This is a genomic window from Achromobacter ruhlandii, from assembly GCF_002082135.1.
Classification (GTDB): Bacteria; Pseudomonadota; Gammaproteobacteria; order Burkholderiales; family Burkholderiaceae_B; genus Achromobacter; species Achromobacter ruhlandii.
Genome location: NZ_CP017433.1, coordinates 5,947,736 through 5,965,464, shown reverse-complemented (window position 1 = coordinate 5,965,464; position 17,729 = coordinate 5,947,736). Strand labels below are relative to the sequence as shown.

Annotated in this window: 17 protein-coding genes; 12 read left to right on the top strand and 5 right to left on the bottom strand. The window is 69.4% G+C overall.

Annotation, left to right across the window (positions count from 1 at the left end):
• Positions 1–3 precede the first annotated feature (3 nt).
• From mltA to AruCF_RS27035, 4 genes are all read left to right on the top strand, one after another.
• A complete protein-coding gene (mltA, locus tag AruCF_RS27050) occupies positions 4–1,302 on the top strand; it encodes a murein transglycosylase A (protein WP_049070809.1) in 1,299 nt (432 codons plus the stop codon).
• The gene (locus AruCF_RS27045) at positions 1,299–2,468 is read left to right on the top strand and encodes a UbiH/UbiF family hydroxylase (protein WP_049070811.1); all 1,170 of its coding nucleotides are present in this window, start codon (positions 1,299–1,301) and stop codon (positions 2,466–2,468) included. Before mltA ends, AruCF_RS27045 begins: the two co-directional genes overlap by 4 nt.
• 132 nt (positions 2,469–2,600) lie before the next feature.
• Positions 2,601–3,404 (top strand): DsbC family protein, encoded by an 804-nt coding sequence (locus AruCF_RS27040; RefSeq protein ID WP_049070812.1) that lies wholly within the window; start codon positions 2,601–2,603, stop codon positions 3,402–3,404.
• Between the two features lie 63 nt (positions 3,405–3,467).
• Positions 3,468–4,424, top strand: coding sequence for a D-2-hydroxyacid dehydrogenase family protein (locus tag AruCF_RS27035; protein ID WP_049070813.1), 957 nt, complete (start codon positions 3,468–3,470; stop codon positions 4,422–4,424).
• Positions 4,425–4,668: 244 nt separating this feature from the next.
• Here the strand turns inward: AruCF_RS27035 and ttcA are convergent, their stop codons facing one another.
• Together ttcA and folB are read right to left on the bottom strand one after the other, a co-directional pair.
• A complete protein-coding gene (ttcA, locus tag AruCF_RS27030; protein ID WP_235432728.1) occupies positions 4,669–5,685 on the bottom strand; it encodes a tRNA 2-thiocytidine(32) synthetase TtcA in 1,017 nt (338 codons plus the stop codon).
• 2 nt (positions 5,686–5,687) lie between these two features.
• Positions 5,688–6,047 carry a dihydroneopterin aldolase gene (gene folB, locus AruCF_RS27025; RefSeq protein ID WP_006392515.1) on the bottom strand — a complete coding sequence of 120 codons (360 nt, stop codon included), beginning with the start codon at positions 6,045–6,047 and terminating at the stop codon, positions 5,688–5,690.
• A 122-nt stretch (positions 6,048–6,169) separates the two neighbouring features.
• Here folB and AruCF_RS27020 point away from each other — a divergent pair, with 122 nt between their 5' ends.
• Positions 6,170–7,072, top strand: coding sequence for an NAD(P)/FAD-dependent oxidoreductase (locus AruCF_RS27020; protein WP_157130065.1), 903 nt, complete (start codon positions 6,170–6,172; stop codon positions 7,070–7,072).
• Positions 7,073–7,187: 115 nt separating this feature from the next.
• Here the strand turns inward: AruCF_RS27020 and pcaD are convergent, their stop codons facing one another.
• A complete protein-coding gene (gene pcaD, locus AruCF_RS27015) occupies positions 7,188–7,988 on the bottom strand; it encodes a 3-oxoadipate enol-lactonase (protein ID WP_049077398.1) in 801 nt (266 codons plus the stop codon).
• A 157-nt stretch (positions 7,989–8,145) separates the two neighbouring features.
• On the opposite strand from pcaD, the gene AruCF_RS27010 reads away from it, so the two are divergent.
• On the top strand, positions 8,146–9,072 hold the full coding sequence (locus AruCF_RS27010; RefSeq protein WP_049070816.1) for a LysR family transcriptional regulator: 927 nt from the start codon (positions 8,146–8,148) through the stop codon (positions 9,070–9,072).
• A gap of 55 nt (positions 9,073–9,127) precedes the next feature.
• Here AruCF_RS27010 and AruCF_RS27005 read toward each other — a convergent pair whose 3' ends face one another.
• A complete protein-coding gene (locus AruCF_RS27005) occupies positions 9,128–9,889 on the bottom strand; it encodes a maleate cis-trans isomerase family protein (protein ID WP_049070818.1) in 762 nt (253 codons plus the stop codon).
• Positions 9,890–10,015: 126 nt separating this feature from the next.
• Here AruCF_RS27005 and AruCF_RS27000 point away from each other — a divergent pair, with 126 nt between their 5' ends.
• The 5 genes from AruCF_RS27000 (at position 10,016) to AruCF_RS26980 (ending at position 14,493) form a co-directional block, all read left to right on the top strand.
• Positions 10,016–10,906 (top strand): LysR substrate-binding domain-containing protein, encoded by an 891-nt coding sequence (locus tag AruCF_RS27000; RefSeq protein WP_049070819.1) that lies wholly within the window; start codon positions 10,016–10,018, stop codon positions 10,904–10,906.
• Positions 10,907–11,029: 123 nt separating this feature from the next.
• The gene (locus tag AruCF_RS26995) at positions 11,030–11,998 is read left to right on the top strand and encodes a Bug family tripartite tricarboxylate transporter substrate binding protein (RefSeq protein ID WP_049070821.1); all 969 of its coding nucleotides are present in this window, start codon (positions 11,030–11,032) and stop codon (positions 11,996–11,998) included.
• Entirely contained in the window at positions 11,999–12,664 is a 666-nt protein-coding gene (locus AruCF_RS26990) for a 3-oxoacid CoA-transferase subunit A (protein ID WP_049070823.1), read from the top strand. It begins immediately after the preceding gene.
• Position 12,665: 1 nt separating this feature from the next.
• Positions 12,666–13,370, top strand: a complete 705-nt coding sequence (locus AruCF_RS26985) for a 3-oxoacid CoA-transferase subunit B (RefSeq protein WP_049070825.1) — start codon at positions 12,666–12,668, stop codon at positions 13,368–13,370.
• A gap of 130 nt (positions 13,371–13,500) precedes the next feature.
• Complete coding sequence (locus AruCF_RS26980) at positions 13,501–14,493, top strand: tripartite tricarboxylate transporter substrate binding protein (protein ID WP_049070826.1); 993 nt, start codon at positions 13,501–13,503, stop codon at positions 14,491–14,493.
• 522 nt (positions 14,494–15,015) lie between these two features.
• Here the strand turns inward: AruCF_RS26980 and AruCF_RS26975 are convergent.
• Positions 15,016–16,791: a M61 family metallopeptidase gene (locus AruCF_RS26975; protein WP_049070828.1), complete on the bottom strand. Its 1,776-nt coding sequence runs from the start codon at positions 16,789–16,791 to the stop codon at positions 15,016–15,018.
• Between the two features lie 39 nt (positions 16,792–16,830).
• Here AruCF_RS26975 and AruCF_RS26970 point away from each other — a divergent pair, with 39 nt between their 5' ends.
• A complete protein-coding gene (locus tag AruCF_RS26970) occupies positions 16,831–17,607 on the top strand; it encodes an enoyl-CoA hydratase (protein ID WP_049070829.1) in 777 nt (258 codons plus the stop codon).
• Positions 17,608–17,729: the final 122 nt, after the last annotated feature.

Here is a 17,729-nt window from a genome sequence, read left to right as displayed (position 1 = left end):
CTCATGAAGCGCATTCTTAGCCTGTCCGTGCTGTCGGTCCTGCTGGCGGCATGTACCACCCCCTCGGAGATCCCGCCCGAATCCGGCGAACCCGGCGCTGGCGCGCGCCCCACGGCCGTCGATGGCCCGCTGGTGGTGCCGGCGCTGTCGGCCCTGCCCGATACGCCGCCCCGCGCGCTGGCCGGCAAGTACAAGGCCGGCACCTGGGCCGAGATGCCGGGCTGGACCAATGACGATCTGGCCCAGATCTGGCCCCTGTTCCTGCGCAACTGCAAGGGGCTGATGCGCCCGACCAGCGGCAACCTGGCCGCGCCGGCGCGCGCCACCCCGCGCGCCTGGCAGCCGGTGTGCGCCGCAGCGGCCGATCCGTCGCGGGCGCCGGCCGCCAACGACCCCGAGGGCGTGCGCCGCTTCCTGCAGACCTACCTGCAACCCTGGCGCCTGAACGCCGCCGACGGCAAGCCGGCCACCAATACCGTCACCGGCTATTACGAGCCGCTGGTGCGCGGTTCGCGCCGCCAGGGCGGCAACTATCAATGGCCCCTGTACGCGGTGCCGGCCGACCTGCTGACCATCGACCTGGGGTCGGTCTATCCGGAACTGGCTGGCAAGCGCGTGCGCGGCAAGCTCGACGGCAAGCGCGTGGTGCCCTATGACACCCGCGCGGCCATCGAGTCGACCGGCCGCCGCCCGCCGGTGGTGGTGTGGGTCGACGACCCGGTCGACAACTTCTTCCTGCAGGTGCAGGGCTCGGGCCGCGTGCTGCTGACCGACGGCCCCGACAGCGGCAAGACCATCCGCGTGGCCTACGCCGACCATAACGGCCAGCCCTACGTGTCCATCGGCCGCTGGCTGGCGGACCGCGGCGAGCTGTCGGCCGACCAGGCCTCGATGCAAAACATCCGCGCGTGGGCGCAGCGCAATCCCAAGCGCGTGCCCGAGATGCTCAACGCCAACCCGGCGGTGGTGTTCTTCCGCGAAGAGCCGGTGATCGATCCCGAACTCGGCCCCAAGGGCGCCTATGGCGTCAACCTGGCGCCGAAACGCGCGATCGCGGTGGACGCCGGCTTCGTGCCGCTGGGCACGCCGGTGTTCCTGGCCACCACCTTCCCGGCCTCCGACCGGCCGTTGCAGCGCCTGGTGTTCGCGCAGGACACCGGCACCGCCATCCGCGGCGCGGCGCGCGCCGACTTCTACTGGGGCTACGGCGACGAGGCCGGCCAGCAGGCCGGGCGCATGAAGCAGCGCGGCCAGATGTGGCTGCTGTGGCCGAAACAGGCCGGGGAGCCGAGCGCAAGATGACACACCAGATCGTGGTTTGCGGGGCCGGCATCGTCGGCCTGTCCTCGGCCCTGGCGCTGGCCCGCCGCGGCCAGCGCGTGGCCCTGCTGGCGCCGCGCATGAGCGTGCCGCCGGCCGATCCCAACCATTACCACGCGCGCGTCTACGCCATTTCGCCCGCCAGCCAGCGTTTCCTGGCCGAGCTGGGCGTGTGGGACGCGTTGCCGTCGGCCCGCCTGACGCCGGTGCAGGCCATGGAGATCCATGGCGACGCCGATGGCCTGGTGCACCTGAACGCCTGGCAGGCGGCCTTGCCGCAACTGGCCTGGATCGTCGAATCCGGCGAGATCGAGCGGGTGCTGATCCAGGCCGTGCGCATGTTCGGCATCCCCTGGCTGGAAGACCGCTGCACCGGCTACCAGGCTGGCACGGTGGAAACCGAGAGCGGCGCCCGCATCCAGGCCGAATTGTTCGTCGGCGCCGATGGCGCCGCTTCGCCACTGCGCACCGCCGCCGGCCTCAAGCACGACGCCGTGTCCTACCACGACACCGGGCTGGTGGTGAACCTGGACGCCGAGCGCGCCCACCAGGGCACCGCCTTCCAGTGGTTCCGCGACGACGGCGTGCTGGCGCTGCTGCCGCTGCCGGACACCGCCGACGGCCCGCAGGTGTCGATGGTCTGGTCGATGCGCGACGCGCAGGCCCGGGAATTGCTGGCCCTGCCGGCCGAGGAGCAGGCCGCGCGGCTCGAATCGATGTTGGAACACGCGGCGCAGGGCCGTCTGGGCCGCCTGAAGGTGCGCAGCACGCTGCACGGTTTCCCGCTGACGCTGGAGCGCGCCCAGATGGTGGCGCCCGGCATCGCGCTGGCCGGCGACGCGGCGCATCGCCTGCACCCGCTGGCCGGGCAGGGCCTGAACCTGGGCCTGGGCGACGTCGAGGCGCTGGCCCGCACCGTGGCCGGACGCGAACCCTACCGCCAGGCCGGCGACCTGCGCGTGCTGCACCGCTACCAGCGCGCCCGCGCCGAGCCGGTGCTGGCGTTGCGGCTGGCCACCGACGGCCTGCACAAGCTGTTCGGCTCGCGCGCCACGCCGCTGGTGTGGCTGCGCAATGCCGGCATGCACTGGGTCGAGCGCGCGCCGCTGGTCAAGCGGCGCCTGATCGCCGGCGCATCGACGAATTAGGGACCGGTCCCGGGGGGCGGAACCCGCCGGCGGCGGGCGTGTCTGATTCCCGGAAGGCCGGCCCGGGCCGGGCGCCGGATCGGTTACGCTTTCGGCCATCGAAGGCGAGACGTCACAAATACAGGAGTCCCCATGAATTTCCGTTTTTCCGCCGTGCTGGCGGCCTGCTTCATGGCCGCCGGGCTGGGCCTGTCGGCCGGCGCCCAGGCGCAGGCCAGCGGCGACAAGTCCGTCTCCACCAATTCGGTCGGCAAGGCGGACAAGGGCGGCAAGAGCTATTCCACCACCCAGGTGGCGCCGGCGGACCCCGTGGCGGACGCGGTCAAGGAACGTTTCAAGCAGCGCTTCACCGGCATGGACGTGACCGCCGTGCGCCGCACGCCCTACGGCCTGTTCGAGGTGCAGCTGGGCATGGACCTGCTGTACACCGATGAAAAGGTGACCTGGGTCATGGAAGGGCCGTTGATCGACGCCATGACGCGCCGCGACGTCACCCGCGAGGCGCAGGAAAAGCTCGGCTCCATCCCGTTCGACCAGCTGCCGCTGGACCTGGCCATCAAGCAGGTCAAGGGCGACGGCTCGCGCAAGGTCGCCATTTTCGAGGACCCCAACTGCGGCTACTGCAAGCAGTTGCGCAAGACGCTCGAAGACGTGGACAACCTCACCGTCTACACCTTCCTGTACCCGATCCTGTCGCCGGACTCGAACACCAAGGTGCGCGATGTCTGGTGCGCGCCGGACCCGGGCAAGGCCTGGGACGACTGGATGCTGCGCGGCCAGAAGCCGGCCACCGCCAACTGCAGCGTGCCCGAGGACAAGCTGCTGGCGCTGGGCAAGCAACTGATGGTGCGCGGCACCCCCACCTTGTTCTTTGCCGACGGCACGCGCATCAGCGGCGCGCTGCCGCTGGACCAGCTCAAGGCACGACTGAACTGACCGGCGCGGGTCGCGTCGGCCGGGCGGCTGGCGCGGCAAGCGCCACGCCACCCGGAGACAGACTTGAAAATCGCAATACTCGACGATTACCACGACGTTGCCAAACGCTACGCGGACTGGGGTTCCCTGGGCGGCGACGCCGACGTGCGGATCTTCAACAACTTCATCCCCGACGACCAGGTCGAGGCCACGCTCGAACCGTTCGACGTGATCGTGGCCATGCGCGAGCGCACGCCGTTCCCGGCCGACCGCATCCGCGCGCTGCCCAACCTGCGCCTGCTGGTCACCACCGGCATGCGCAACAACGCCATCGACATGCCGGCCTGCGCCGCGCAGGGCATCGTGGTCAGCGGCGCGCCCGGCAGCGCCGACGCCAACACCGCCACCGCCGAACTGGCGTGGGCCCACATCCTGGCCCTGTTCAAGCACCTGCCCGCCGAGGACGCCGCCATGCGCCGCGGCATGTGGCAGACCGGCATGCCCGAGCCGCTGGCCGGCAAGCGCCTGGGCGTGCTGGGGCTGGGCAAGCTGGGCGCGGCGGTGGCCAAGGTGGGCCTCGCGTTTGGCATGGACGTGGTGGCCTGGAGCCCCAACCTGACCGACGAGCGCGCCGCCGAGGCGGGCGTCACGCGGGTGGACAAGCACGAACTGTTCGCCACCTCCGACGTGGTCAGCCTGCACCTGATCCTGTCCGACCGCAGCCGCCACATCGTCGACGCCGCGGCGCTGGCCGCGATGAAGCCGACGGCCTACCTGGTGAACACCTCGCGCGCCGGGCTGGTGGACCAGGAAGCCCTGATGGACGCGCTGGTGAAGTTCCGCATCGCCGGCGCCGGCCTGGACGTGTATCCGGAAGAGCCGCTATCGCCCACCGACAGCGTGCGCGACCTGGACAACGTCATCCTGACGCCGCACCTGGGCTACGTCAGCCGCGAGAACTTCGAGGCCTTCTACCGCAACGCGCTGGAGGCCGTGAAGGCCTGGCGCGCCGGCCAGCCGGTGCGGGTGTTGAACGGCTGAGCCGCCAGGGGAAAGGCGACCCCCACGCCGCGCCTTCGGCTTGCTGCCCCCCGAGGGGGCGCCTTTCATCTTGAGGCGGCTCGGCGATGAAAGGGCCCCCACGCCGCGCCTTCGGCTTGCTGCCCCCCGAGGGGGCGTTTTCATCTTGAGGCGGCTCGGCGATGAAAAGGCCCCGGCGCTTCGTCCCACGCGGGTCGGAAGATCGGGGCCTTTTGCTGTCCGCGCCGGGCGCGGACGGGGGTGTTCAATTGCGGGTGAACACCACTTTCTTTTCGACGATGCCAGCCGCGTCGGGCGTGGCGGGCGTATCGCCACAGGCTTCGTCCGCCTCATCCGACGGATCGATCGCGTCGAAGGCGGTGTCGCCGTTGGCGTCCGGCACGCCGGTCGGCTTGAGGCCGACGAAGTCGAACAGGTCGCGGTCCATCAGGTGCGACGGCACCACGCGCGACAGCGCGTTGAAGACGTTCCACGAGCGGCCCGGGTGCTGCTTGTCCCATTCCTTGATCATGCGGCCGACTTCCTTGCGCTTCAGGTTTTCCTGGGAGCCGCACAGGTTGCACGGAATGATCGGGAACTGCTTGAGTTCGGCGTAGGCGATCAGGTCGGTTTCCGGCACGTAGGCGAGCGGGCGGATGACGGTGTGGCGGCCATCGTCGGACACCAGCTTGGGCGGCATGCCCTTGGCCTTGCCGCCGTAGAACAGGTTCAGGAAGAACGTGCCCAGGATGTCGTCGCGGTGGTGGCCGAGCGCGATCTTGGTGGCGCCCAGTTCCGAGGCCACGCGGTACAGGATGCCGCGGCGCAGGCGCGAACAGAGCGAGCACATCGTCTTGCCCTCTTCGAGCACGCGCGTGACGATGGAATAGGTATCCTGCGTCTCGATGTGGAACGGCACGCCCAGTTCGGTCAGGTAGCGCGGCAGGATGTCGGCCGGAAAGCCGGGCTGCTTCTGGTCCAGGTTGACCGCGATCAGTTCGAACCGGAACGGCGCGCGCTTTTGCAGCTGGAGCAGGATGTCCAGCATGGCGTAGGAGTCCTTGCCGCCCGACAGGCACACCATGACGCGGTCGCCCGCCTCGATCATGTTGTAGTCGGAGAGGGCGCGAGTGGTCTCGCGCGCCAGGCGCTTGGTGAGCTTGTTGCCTTCGTGGCGGGCCTTCTTGTCGTCGGGGCCGGCCACGGAGACGGCGCGGGTCGGCGCCGCCGCGTCGGGAGAGGCCGCCACGGCGCGGATGTCGGGGGAGGCGATATCGTTCATGGTCAACGCGAGATCTGGATTTCCACGCCCACCGCCGCACAGTCGGAGAAGGCCATGGGCTTGCTGATGCGCAGGCGCAGCGAGCGGATTTCATGGAAGTCGGCCAACAGGCGCGCGGCGACTTGTTCCACCAGGGTTTCGATCAGGTTCACGTGCGCCTGGGTGCATTCCTCGACGATGGCCTCGCGCAGGCGGCGATAGTCCAGCACGCTGTGGATATCGTGGTCGTCGACCGAGCGCTGGATGTCGACGTCGAACTCGGCGTCGACGTGCAGCGGCTGGGTGGCGCGGCGTTCGTGTTCGAGGATGCCGATGCGGGCGTCGAGCGCGAGCCCGGATAGGATGATGCGGCGAGTGGGCATGATGAAAACCTGGGTGGAATCCCGGAATTGTAAGGCGGCGCCGAACCGGGCCGGCGCGCTGGCTACAATTCGGCCATGGCCGGACGCCCGCGTGGGGGCGGCGACGGCAAACAAGGGATGAAATGCAACAGATGCACGATGCGGTCATTGTAGGCGGCGGCCCGGCCGGCGCCTCCTGCGCCCTCTGGCTGGCCCGGCTGGGCCTGGCGCCGTTGCTGGTCGAGGCCAGCGGCCGCCTGGGCGGGCTGGCCGTGGACAACCCCTTCGCCGACGACTGGATCGCGGTGCTGCCCGGCATGACCGGCCAGCAGGTGGCCGCCAATATCGATACCAGCGTGCGCGCCGCCGGCGTTCCGCTGCGTCTGGACACCCGGGTGACGGCGGTGCGGCCCTGCAAGGGCGGCATCGAGGCGACCCTTGCCGACGCCAAGGGGGACGTATCGCTGGCGCGCGGCCGCACCCTGGTGATCGCCTCGGGCGTGCGCGCCAAGGGCTTTCCGGAACATCCGCCGGGTTCTCAGTGGCCGGGGGTGCTGATCGGGCCGGGTTCGCCGATCGTGGCGCAGGATTACTCCGGCTTGTCGGTGGCGGTGCTGGGGGGCGGCGACAACGCCTTCGAGAACTACGTGTATGTGCGCAACCGTGGCGCCCGCGCCGTGCACCTGTACGCCCGCAGCGTGCGGGCCCAGCAGCAGTGGGTGCTGCGCGCCGGCAAGGAAGGCGTGCGCATCGGTCCGTACCAGGTCGATCCGGCCACCCGCAGCGTCGACGGCCAGCGCTACGACCTGATCCTGGTGTTCTACGGCTTGGAGCCGCAGGCCGCGTTCGCCGACGGCCTGCAACTGGCGCGCGACGAGCGTGGCTACATCCGCACCGATTTCGCCACCGCCGAGACCAGCGTGCCGGACATCTACGCCATCGGCGAGGTGGCCCACCGCATGCATCCCTGCGTGGTCACGTCGATGGCGGACGGCGTGGTGGCCGCCAAGGCGATCCAGCGGCGCTGGGAACGCGCCGGGGAATAATGCCGGGGCCGTTGTGCGGCGCCGCTGACATCACGCCGGTCGACGCCGCCATCGCCTCGCCGAATGTCCGACCCTGCAGGCGGCCGTAGCCGGCATCGGCCGACGCGCCCTGGCCTCAGCGCGCCAGCAGGAACCCCAACACCGCGTCGCGGAATTCATCCGGCCGCTCGATGTTGGGCAAGTGCACCGCCTCCAGCAGCAGCCACTGCGCGCCCGGCACGGTCGCGGCGATCTGTTCGCCGTGGCTGGCGGCCGTGACGGTGTCGTCGCGGCCCGCGATCACCAGCGTCGGCCGCGGAATCAGCGCGATGGTGCGGCGCAGGTCCGTGTCGCGCACCGCCGCGAACGCGCCCGCCAGGCCTTGCGGATCGGTGTTCAGCAGCATGTCGCGGAAGGTGTCGATGACCGGCCCGCCGGCGCGCAGCATCGCGGCCGGGAACCAGTTCGCCAGGAACGTCTCGGCGGCCTGTGTCATGTCCGGCGCCCGCAGCGTGGTGGCGATGCGTTCATCCCACTGCGGCGCGGGGCCGAGATAGGGCGAGGTGTTGGCCAGGATCAACCGGTCGATGCGGTCCGGCGCATGCACGCCCAGCCATTGGCCGATGATGCCACCCAGCGACAGGCCGAGGAAGTGGGCGCGCGTCACGCCCAGCGCGTCGAACAGTTCGAGCACGTCGCGGCCGAGTCGGTCCAGCGAGTAGGGGCCTGCCGGCACGCTGGAAGCGCCGTGGCCGCGGGTGTCGAAGCGCAGTACGCGGAAATGCCGCGCCAGCGCCGGCACCAGGTCGTCCCACATGTGCAGCGTGGTGCCGATGGAGTTGGACAAGGCCAGCAGCGGCAGGCCGGCATCGCCGTCCCAGCGGTAGGCGATGCGGGCGCCGTCGCCCGTGGTGATGAAAGTCGTGTCGGCAGGCATGATGAGCGTCCTGTTCATGAAGGGGATGCGAGGCCGGGAGCGGATGTCGCGCTCATCTGCCGGGCCGGGCAACGGGGTAGCCGTTGAAGACATCGTAGTTGCCGCCCGGCCTGAAAGAAATTACAAAGATCGCACAGTCACTGTAGAAAAACCTGACATGAGCGAATTCACCCTGCACGACCTGCAGTGCTTTGACGCGGTGGTGCGGGCCGGCGGCTTCCAGGCCGCCGCCGAGACGCTGCACCGCTCGCACCCAGCGGTATTCGCCGCCGTGGCCAAACTGGAACGCCAATTGGACCTGGCGCTGCTGGACCGCAGCGGCTACCGGGTGCGGCTCACCGCCGCGGGCCAGTCGTTCCATCTGCGCGCGCAGGCCCTGCTGCGCGAACTGGCCGGCCTGCGCGCCCACGCCGAACAGCTGGCGATGGGCCAGGAAAGCGAGTTGAACGTGGTGATTGGCGACTTCTGTCCGCGTCCGCTGCTGCTGGGGCTGCTGGGCCAGTTCTTCGCGCAGTGGCCGGCCACCCGCCTGAACCTGCACTTCGAGGCCGTGACCGGGCCGTGGGAACGGCTGCTGGACGGCGATGCCGACCTGATCCTGCACCGCGTGGAGCCGGGCGATGCGCGCGTCGAATGGCTGGAACTGGGCAGCGTGCCGTTCGTGCCGGTGGCCGCGCCTGGGTATCTGGCGGCGTCGCCGCGCGCCCCGCGGCCCGAGCACCTGCGCGACTACACCCAATGCGTCATGCGCGACACCGCCCGCCACACGCCGGCGCGCGATTACTTCATGGTGGCGGGGGCGCGTCAGTGCACCGTGGCCGACCAACTGATGAAGAAGGAGATCATCCTGCAGGGCCTGGGCTGGGGCCACATGCCGCGCTTCCTGGTGGAAGACGAGTTGCGCGATGGCCGGCTGCGGTCGCTGGCCAATCGTCACCTGCCGGGCAGCACCGAGACGCTGGCGGCCGCGCGCCGCGCCGACCGGCCGCAGGGGCCGGTCATGACGCGCTTGTGGGACACGTTGCGCGCGCACGCGCCCGCCATTCGACAGGCTGTGTCGCCGGCAAGAAAGCGCAAGCCCTGATCCCGCATCCGAAAGCCGCTTTCCCTGCCTGTCGCGCAGGCGGCGGCCACGCCGCTCAGTACTTGCCGGTCAGCAGTTCGCCGGCGTCGGGCACGCGCGTCTCCAGGTCCAGCACCTTGAGCATGCGATAGACCGTGGCCGCGGCGGCGGTCACCACCGGCAGGCCCAGGCGGTCCTGCACCGGCTGGATCGACGCCAGCGACGGCATCTGCACGCAGGCCGACAGCACCACCGCGTCGACGCCGCGCGTGTCCAGGCGTTCGACATGGCTGGCGGGCGCCAGCGGGTCCTGCGCGCCCACCTTCAGGTTGTCGGCGATTTCCAGCGACAGGCTGTCGTGCACCTCGATGCCTTCGTGCTCGATGTAGTCCACCACCAGCTTGGTCAGCGGCTTCATGTAGGGCGTCAGGATCGCGACCTTGCGCGCGCCGATGGCGTGCAGGCCCTCGACCAGCGCGCCGGCGCTGGAGACGATGGGCGCGGGCGCGCCGTTGTCCACGGTGGCCTGGTGCAGCCGTTCCTGCGAGGCGCGGTGGTAGCCCAGGCCTTGCGCCATGATGGCCACCAGGCAGGCGTAGCCCAGCACGTCGACGCGCGCGTCCGACAGTTCCTGCGCGCAGCGGTCGGACTCGCGATCCATCGAGGCCAGCTCGGCCGCCGTCACCTGCTTCATGCGCATGCGGCTGGAGTGGAAGGTGAAGCGTTCGGGCGCGATGGTCTCGCGCCGGCGCAGCATGGCGGGGATCTCCGTTTCCATGGTGGTGTTGGAACTGGGAACGATCTGGCCGATGCGCAGGACGCGGGGTGACTGGGTCATGGCGGGTCTCCGATAAGCGTTGTCAGCGCCCGGGAGGGCGCGAGAAGCCGATTCTGCTCGCCGCGAACGATAGTTTCCAATATAGTTTTTGTCTGGTTTCATATCTTTCGCAAATCATTGGCCGCCATGGAAATCCGCCAACTCCGTTATTTCGCCGTGCTGGCCGAAGAACTCAACTTCACCCGCGCCGCCGCCCGGCTGCACATTTCGCAGCCGCCGCTGAGCCTGCAGATCGCCCAGCTCGAGCGCGAACTGGAGGTCAGGCTGTTCGACCGCACCAACCGGCGGGTGACGCTGACCGAGGCCGGCGCCGCGTTCCTGAACGACGTGCGCGCCACGCTCGCGGGCCTGAAGGACGCCACGGTGCGGGCGCGCGCCGTCGACCAGGGCAGGGCGGGGCGGCTCGAGATCGGCCTGTCCGGCTCGCACTTCCTGGGGCCGGTGCCGGCGCTGATCGCGCGCCATGCGCAGACCCACCCGCAGGTGTCGGTGCTGCTCAATGAAATGAATCCCGCCGCGCAGTTGGACGCGGTGCGCGGCCACCGGATCGACGTCAGCATCTCGCGCACCGCCGTGGACGACGACGAACTGCAATCGCTGGCGCTGTGGCCCGATCCGGTGGTGGCGGCGCTGCCGCCTGGGCACCGCCTGGCCGGACGCAAGCGCCTGGCGCTGGCCGACCTCAGGCAGGACGCGTTCGTGATGCTGCGCACCGAGACCTCGGCCTTCGCCCGCGAGCTGGCCGATACCTGCGCCCGCGCGGGCCTGGCGCAGTCGGTGGCGCAGCGCGTGGCCGAAGTGCCGGCACAGCTGGCGCTGGTGGCGGCCGGGCTGGGCGTGGCCCTGGTGCCGGCCTCGGCGTGCGGCCATTTCGGCGCGCGCATCGCGGTGTGCGCGCTGCCGGCCGCGGTCGGCAGCGGCACGGTCTACGCAGTCACGCGGCGCGACGACGGCAACCGCGCGCTGCAGGCGTTCCTGCGCACGGCGGGACAGATCGCGGCGCGCCCGCCGCGCTGAGACGCGCGCTCTTTTGCGCAGGCGAAGCCGCTCCTCCAGATTCCGGAATAGGCATTTCGCGGCAGCGCGGCCACACTCTCCCGCACAAGTTGATTCGCACCAGGATCGCGCAGGGAGACAAGCATGCCGCACCCGCAACGCTGGCTGGCCGCCAGCGCGCTGTCGCTCGCCATGGCGGGCCCCGCCCTGGCGGCGTGGCCCGAACGGCCCATCACCCTCATCGTGCCGGCGTCGCCCGGCGGCACCACCGACATCGCGGCGCGCCTGATCGCCGACCTGCTGGCCGCGAAACTCGGCCAGCAGGTCATCGTGGAGAACCGAGCCGGCGCCGCCGGCATCATCGGCGCGCAGACCCTGGCGCGCGCCAAGCCTGACGGCTACACGGTGCTGATGGGCAACATCGGCCCCAACGCCATCAACTACGCGCTCTACAAGACGCTGCCCTACAAGCCGGCCGACTTCGCGCCGGTGACGCTGGTGATTTCCGTGCCCAACGTGCTGGTGGTCAACGAGGCCTCGCCCGCGCGCAGCGTGGCCGACCTGCTGGCGCTGGCTCGCAAGGACCCGGGCAAGGTGTCGTTCGGCAGTTCGGGCAGCGGCCAGTCGCCGCACCTGTCGGCCGAGCTGTTCAAGCAGCGCGCCGGCATCGGCGGCACGCACGTGCCCTACAAGGGCGCGGGCCCCGCGGTGGCGGCGCTGCTGGGCCAGCAGTTCACCTTCATGATCGACAACCTGCCCAGCTCCATGCCCTACATCCAGTCGGGCAAGCTGCGTGCGCTGGCCGTCACCAGCGCGCGGCGCCTGGCGGAATTGCCCGACGTGCCGACGATGGCCGAGGCCGGCGTGCCCGACATGGTGGTCACCGCCTGGTTCGGCCTGGTGGCGCCGGCCGGCACCCCTGCCACCGTCATCGACACGCTCTATGCCGGCACCCGCGACGTGGTGCGCAGCCCCGACATCGCCGAGCGCTTTCGTGCCATGGGCGGGCAGGCCGGCGGCAACACGCCGGCCGAGTTCGCCGCCTTCATCGACCAGGAACGCACGCGCTGGAAGCAGATCGTGGACGCCGCGGGCATCGCGCAGGAGCAATAAGTGATCGACAAGATTCAGGCTTGCATGAGGGACGCCGTGGCCGTCATTCCCGACGGCGCCAGCGTGCTGGTGGGCGGCTTCGGCGAGGCCGGCGTGCCGTACGAACTGCTGCACTGCCTGGCCGAGCTGGGCCGGCGCGACCTGACCCTCATCGCCAACAACGCCGGCACCCATGATCGCGGCATCGCCGCGCTGCTCAACCGGCGGCAGGTGCGCAAGATCATCTGCTCGCATCCGCGCCCGCCCAATTCCGAGGCCTTCGCCCGCGCCTTCCGCGCCGGCGAGGTGGAACTGGAATGCGTGCCGCAAGGCACCCTGGCCGAACGCCTGCGCGCGGCCGGCGCGGGCCTGGGACCGTTCTACACGCCCACCGGCTACGGCACCGAGCTGGCGCAAGGCCGCCGCCAGGAAGTGATCAACGGTGTCGGCTACGTGCTGGAACAGCCGCTGCGCGGCGACTACGCGCTAATTCGCGCGCACCAGGGCGATCGCTGGGGCAACCTGATGTACCGCCACGCCGCGCGCAATTTCAATCCCGTGATGTGCATGGCCGCCGGCCACGCCATCGCCCAGGTCGACGAGGTCGTGCCGCTGGGCGCCTTCACGCCCGAGCACGTCATGACGCCCGGCCTGTTCGTGAAAACCGTGGTGCGGGTGGAGACCTGACATGCCGACGATCACCCCCATGACCCGCCAGCAGGTCGCGCAACTGCTGGCCGGCGATATCCCCGACGGCTCGGTCGTCAACCTCGGCATCGGCATGCCGACCCTGGTGGGCGACTACCTGCCGCCCGACAAGGACATCCTCTTGCACAGCGAGAACGGCATCACCGGCATGGGGCCGGCCGCGGCTGGAGACGCCATCGATCCGGACCTCATCAACGCCAGCCGCCAGCCCATCACGCTGCTGCCGGGCGCCTCCATCACCGAGCACACCGTGTCGTTCGCCATGATGCGTGGTGGCCATCTCGACTACGCCGTGCTCGGCGCCTTCCAGGTCTCGGAACGCGGCGACCTGGCCAACTGGAAGACCGACGCCGCCGACGCCATTCCCGCCGTTGGCGGCGCCATGGACCTGGCCGTGGGCGCGCGCCAGGTGCTGGCCATGATGGAACACCGCGGCCGCGACGGCGCGCCCAAGATCCTGCGCCAGTGCCGCTACCCGCTGACGGGCGCTGGCGTCGTCACACGCATCTACACCGACCTGGCCGTGATCGACGTTACGCCCGACGGCCTGCGCGTGCACGCCATGCTGCAAGGCATCAGCGCCGACGACCTGCAGGCCGCCACTGAAGCGCTTTTGCGATTTCCCGACGCGCCCTGGGTTATCGCCCTGGACGGCGCTGGTGCGCCGCGTTATGTGCGCGGCTGAGACAAGCCGTCCATGTCTCGATCGTGGCGGCCATCGCCGGCGCGTTGCCGCATCGTTCCTCCGCGCAGCGTGTTGTCGCGTGGGTGCCGCCAGCATTCCCCGCCTTAGCCGAGCCATTCCGGAGTCCACCATGCACCGTCCTGTCCTTGCCGTCCTGGCAACTGCCAGCTTGTTGTTCGCCGCGTCGACCACCGTGCACGCACAACCGGCGGATGCCGCACCTCCCGGCGCCTACCCCGACAAGCCCATCACGCTGCTGATCCCGTACCCGCCCGGCGGCAGCGCCGACATGCTGGCCCGCCCGCTCGGCGCGGCCCTGCAGAAGAAGTGGAACCAGCCGGTGGTGCTGGAATACAAGCCCGGCGCCGGCGGCGCCATCGCCTCGTCGCAGCTGGCGCGTGCCAAGCCCGATGGCTATACCCTGCTGATGGTGCTGGCCGCCCACGCCATCAACCCCAGCCTCTACCCCTCGCTGCCCTACGACACCCGCCGCGACTTTGCCCCAGTCTCGCTGGTCGCGACCCTGCCCATGCTGGTCTCGGCCCCGCTGTCCACCCCCGCCAATAGCATCCCGGAACTCATCGCCTACGCCAGACAGCATCCCGGCAAGCTCAGCTTCGCCTCCGCCGGCAACGGCAACACCAGCCACCTGGCCGCCGAAATCTTCAAGCACCGCACCGGCGCCGACATGCTGCACGTCCCCTACAAAGGCAGCGGCCCCGCCGTCGTCGCCCTGCTGGGCGGCGAGGTCTCCCTGATGTTCGACAGCATCTCCACCTCGCTCCCCCAAGTGCAGTCCGGCAAGCTCAAGGCCCTGGCCGTCACCGGCGAACATCGCTCCCCCTTGCTGCCCAACGTCCCCGCCGTCGCCGAAGCCGTCCCCGGCTTCGTCGTCAACGGCTGGTACGGCATCCTGGCCCCCGCCAACACGCCGTCCGCCATCCTCGACACCCTCAGCACCGCCATCGCCGCCGCCATCAACACCCCCGACCTGAAGGCCCAGCTAAACAGCTACGGCTACGAAACCGTAGGCTCCACCCCCGCCGCTTTCGCCGACCACATCAACAAAGAACTCGACACCTGGAAACAAGCCGTCGAAGTCTCCGGCGCGAAGTTGAACTGACCCGGCAGGGCGCTTCGCGCCCACCGTGTGCAACCGGAAAAAGTCACTGTAGGCGCAAGCGAGACAGCCCCCCCAAAGCCCCACATACCCGAGAAAACGCTCGCGCAAGACGCAAATCCCCGCATACGCGACAGCGCCCTCATCGCGACGCAAGACACCGCGTAAGCCGCAAAAGGCCGCCCGCGCGGCCGCTTTGCGGCGGGCCCCGCAAGACCCTCCCCACCCCACACCTAGACGGCAAAAAAGCCAAGCAAACAGCCCGCCCCAGCAACGGCCGTTAAGTCTCAACGCGAGCGTGTGGCGGGGCAGGCGGGGGAGGGCGGGGCGTGTAGATGCGCCCAAGGGAAACCGAAGGGAGCCGAAGGCGTACGAGGTTGACGCAGGGGCAGTCCGGAGCGAAGGCTCCGGACCGCAATCGTAGCCCCGTCCTCCCCCGCCTGCCCCGCCACACGCGCCTAAAGAACCCCACCGCCCCAATGCAACAAGGGCCTTCCAATCAAGAAGAAGGCCCTAAAAAAATACTCACCCAACCGACAACACACAATCCAGCGCCTCAGGCCCATTCAAACGAACCTTAAACACCCGCAACTCATCCCGCCTGAACACATGCACGCTCACGCGATCCCCCACCCGATACTGCCCCAGCAACACTTCGACGCCCGCGGCCCCTTCGACCTTCAAGCCATCGATCGCCACCAGCACATCCCCGGCAGACAACCCGCCCTTATGTCCCGCGCCACCCTCCAGCACCGTCGCCAGCACCAGTGAATCCCCCTGCTTGCGCGTGCGCACATCCAGCGAAGGAATATTGACCGAGGCTTTCCATTGCAGCTTGATGCCTTGAGCGGCCAGCAGCTCGGCCAGCGGCACATCCGCCGTCCCATAGGCATGCCGCGCGATGAAGCGCCGCGCATCCACCCCGGTCGCCTCCTTGATCAGCGCCGGCAGCCCGTCTTCCGGCAGCCCCTGCGCCTTGCCGCGATAGAAGTCGCGCCCGTACCGCTGCCACAGCAGCCGCATCACATCGTCCAGCGAATGCGCGCCCGCAGACTCTTGCCGGATCAGCAGATCCAGCCCCAGCGCCACCAGCGCGCCCTTGGTGTAATAACTCACCAGCGCATTGGGCGAATTCTCGTCCTGCTTGTAATAGCGCGTCCACGCGTCGAACGAACTTTCCGCCACCGACTGCTTGTGCCGTCCCGGCGTGCGCGCCACGCTGGTGATGGTCTTGGCCAGCAGGCGCAGGTAATCGTTCTGCGTGATGACGTTGGAGCGCAGCAGCAGCAGATCGTCGTAGTAGGACGTGAACCCCTCGAACACCCACAGCAGCCGCGTCAGGTCCGGCTGCGCCAGGTCATACGGCACGAACGCCTGCGGCTTGATGCGCTTGACGTTCCAGGTGTGGAAATACTCGTGGCTCACCAGACCCAGGAAGCCGCGGTAGCCTTCGCCCTGGCCCTGCTGGCCCAGCACCGGCAGGTCCTTGCGCGCCGTCATCAGCGCCGTGCTGGCGCGGTGCTCCAGGCCGCCGTAGCCATCGCCCGTCACCATCGTCATGAAGACGTAGCGGTCGGCGCTGTCCAGGAACGGCGCGCGCTTGCCGCGCGGTTCGAAGAAGGCGATCTGGGTTTCGCAGATCTTGCGCACGTCAGCCGTGATGCGGGCCAGGTCCAGGTTGGGCGCCACGCCGGTGAACACCAGTTCGTGCTCGGCGCCATGCGCCGTGAAGCTGGCCACCTGCGGCGTGCCCATTTCGACCGGATGGTCGATCAGCGCGTCGTAGTCCGGCGCCAGGTACAGGCCGAAGCCGTGGCGCCGCGCCGCGCCCTTGTGGCCGCGGGCCTCGGGCAGGCTGGTGTAGACCTTCCAGCCCTCGATGCCGCGCGGCGGCGCCAGGTCCACCAGGCAGGGCAGGTGGTCCTGCCCATGCACGCGCAGGAACACGCTGGTGCCGTTGAAGAAACCGTGCGTTTCGTCCAGGTGCGCGCCGCGCACCGACAGGTCCCAGGCGTAAACCGTGTACTCGACCCGCAGCGGGCCGTCGCAGGGCGCGGCCTGCCAGGTGTGATTGTCTATTTTGTCGACAGCCACGCGGCGGTTGCCGCAATGGGCCGTCAGCGACTCGATCTGGCGCGAAAAATCGCGGATCAGGTAGCTGCCCGGAATCCAGGCCGGCAGCGACAGGCGCTGGCCGTCCGGCGAGGGCGCCTGAATGGTTAGGGTTATCCGGTAGCGGTGCCCCGCGGGGTCGTGGGGCGCGAGGCGGTAAAGTATGGGGAAAGCATCGGTTTTTTCCATGCGTATATCTTATTTCATCCCATCCTCTGGAGACAGGTAATGAGCGAGTCGTTTGTGCTGGTCGAAACCCGCGGCCGCGTCGGTCTGCTGACGCTGAACCGCCCCAAGGCGCTCAACGCGCTCAACGATCAACTGATGAACGAACTCGGGGCGGCGCTGCTGGCTTTCGAGGCGGATGCGGACATCGGCGCGGTCGTCATCACCGGCAGCGAAAAGGCCTTCGCCGCGGGCGCCGATATCGGCGCCATGAAAGACTGGTCGTACATGGATGTGTACGGCAGCGAATACATCACCCGCAACTGGGAAACCCTCAAGCGCATCCGCAAGCCCGTGATCGCCGCGGTCGCCGGCTACGCGCTGGGCGGCGGCTGCGAACTGGCGATGATGTGCGACATCATCATCGCCGCCGACACGGCCAAGTTCGGCCAGCCCGAGATCAAGCTGGGCGTCATTCCCGGCGCCGGCGGCACCCAGCGCCTGCCGCGCGCGGTGGGCAAGGCCAAGGCCATGGACATGGCCCTGACCGCCCGCATGATGGGCGCCGAGGAAGCCGAGCGCGCCGGCCTGGTGTCGCGCGTGGTGCCGGCCGATAAGCTGATGGACGAAGCCCTCGAGGCCGCCACCGTGATCGCGTCGATGTCGCTGCCGTCGGTCATGATGGCCAAGGAATGCGTCAATCGCGCCTTCGAGGGCTCGCTCAACGAAGGCCTGCTGTTCGAGCGCCGCGTCTTCCATTCGCTGTTCGCCACCGAGGACCAGAAGGAAGGCATGGCCGCCTTCACCGAAAAGCGCAAACCGGACTTCAAACACCGTTAAGCCTTGTTACGCCGTCCCGATCCCGCTCGGGCCGGCTATCGCGGGCGCGAGGACCCTGGCGTCCGGCCCTGTTTTCCCGTGCGCGCCCTTACCGGGCGCGTTTTTCATGCCTGCGCGATCGG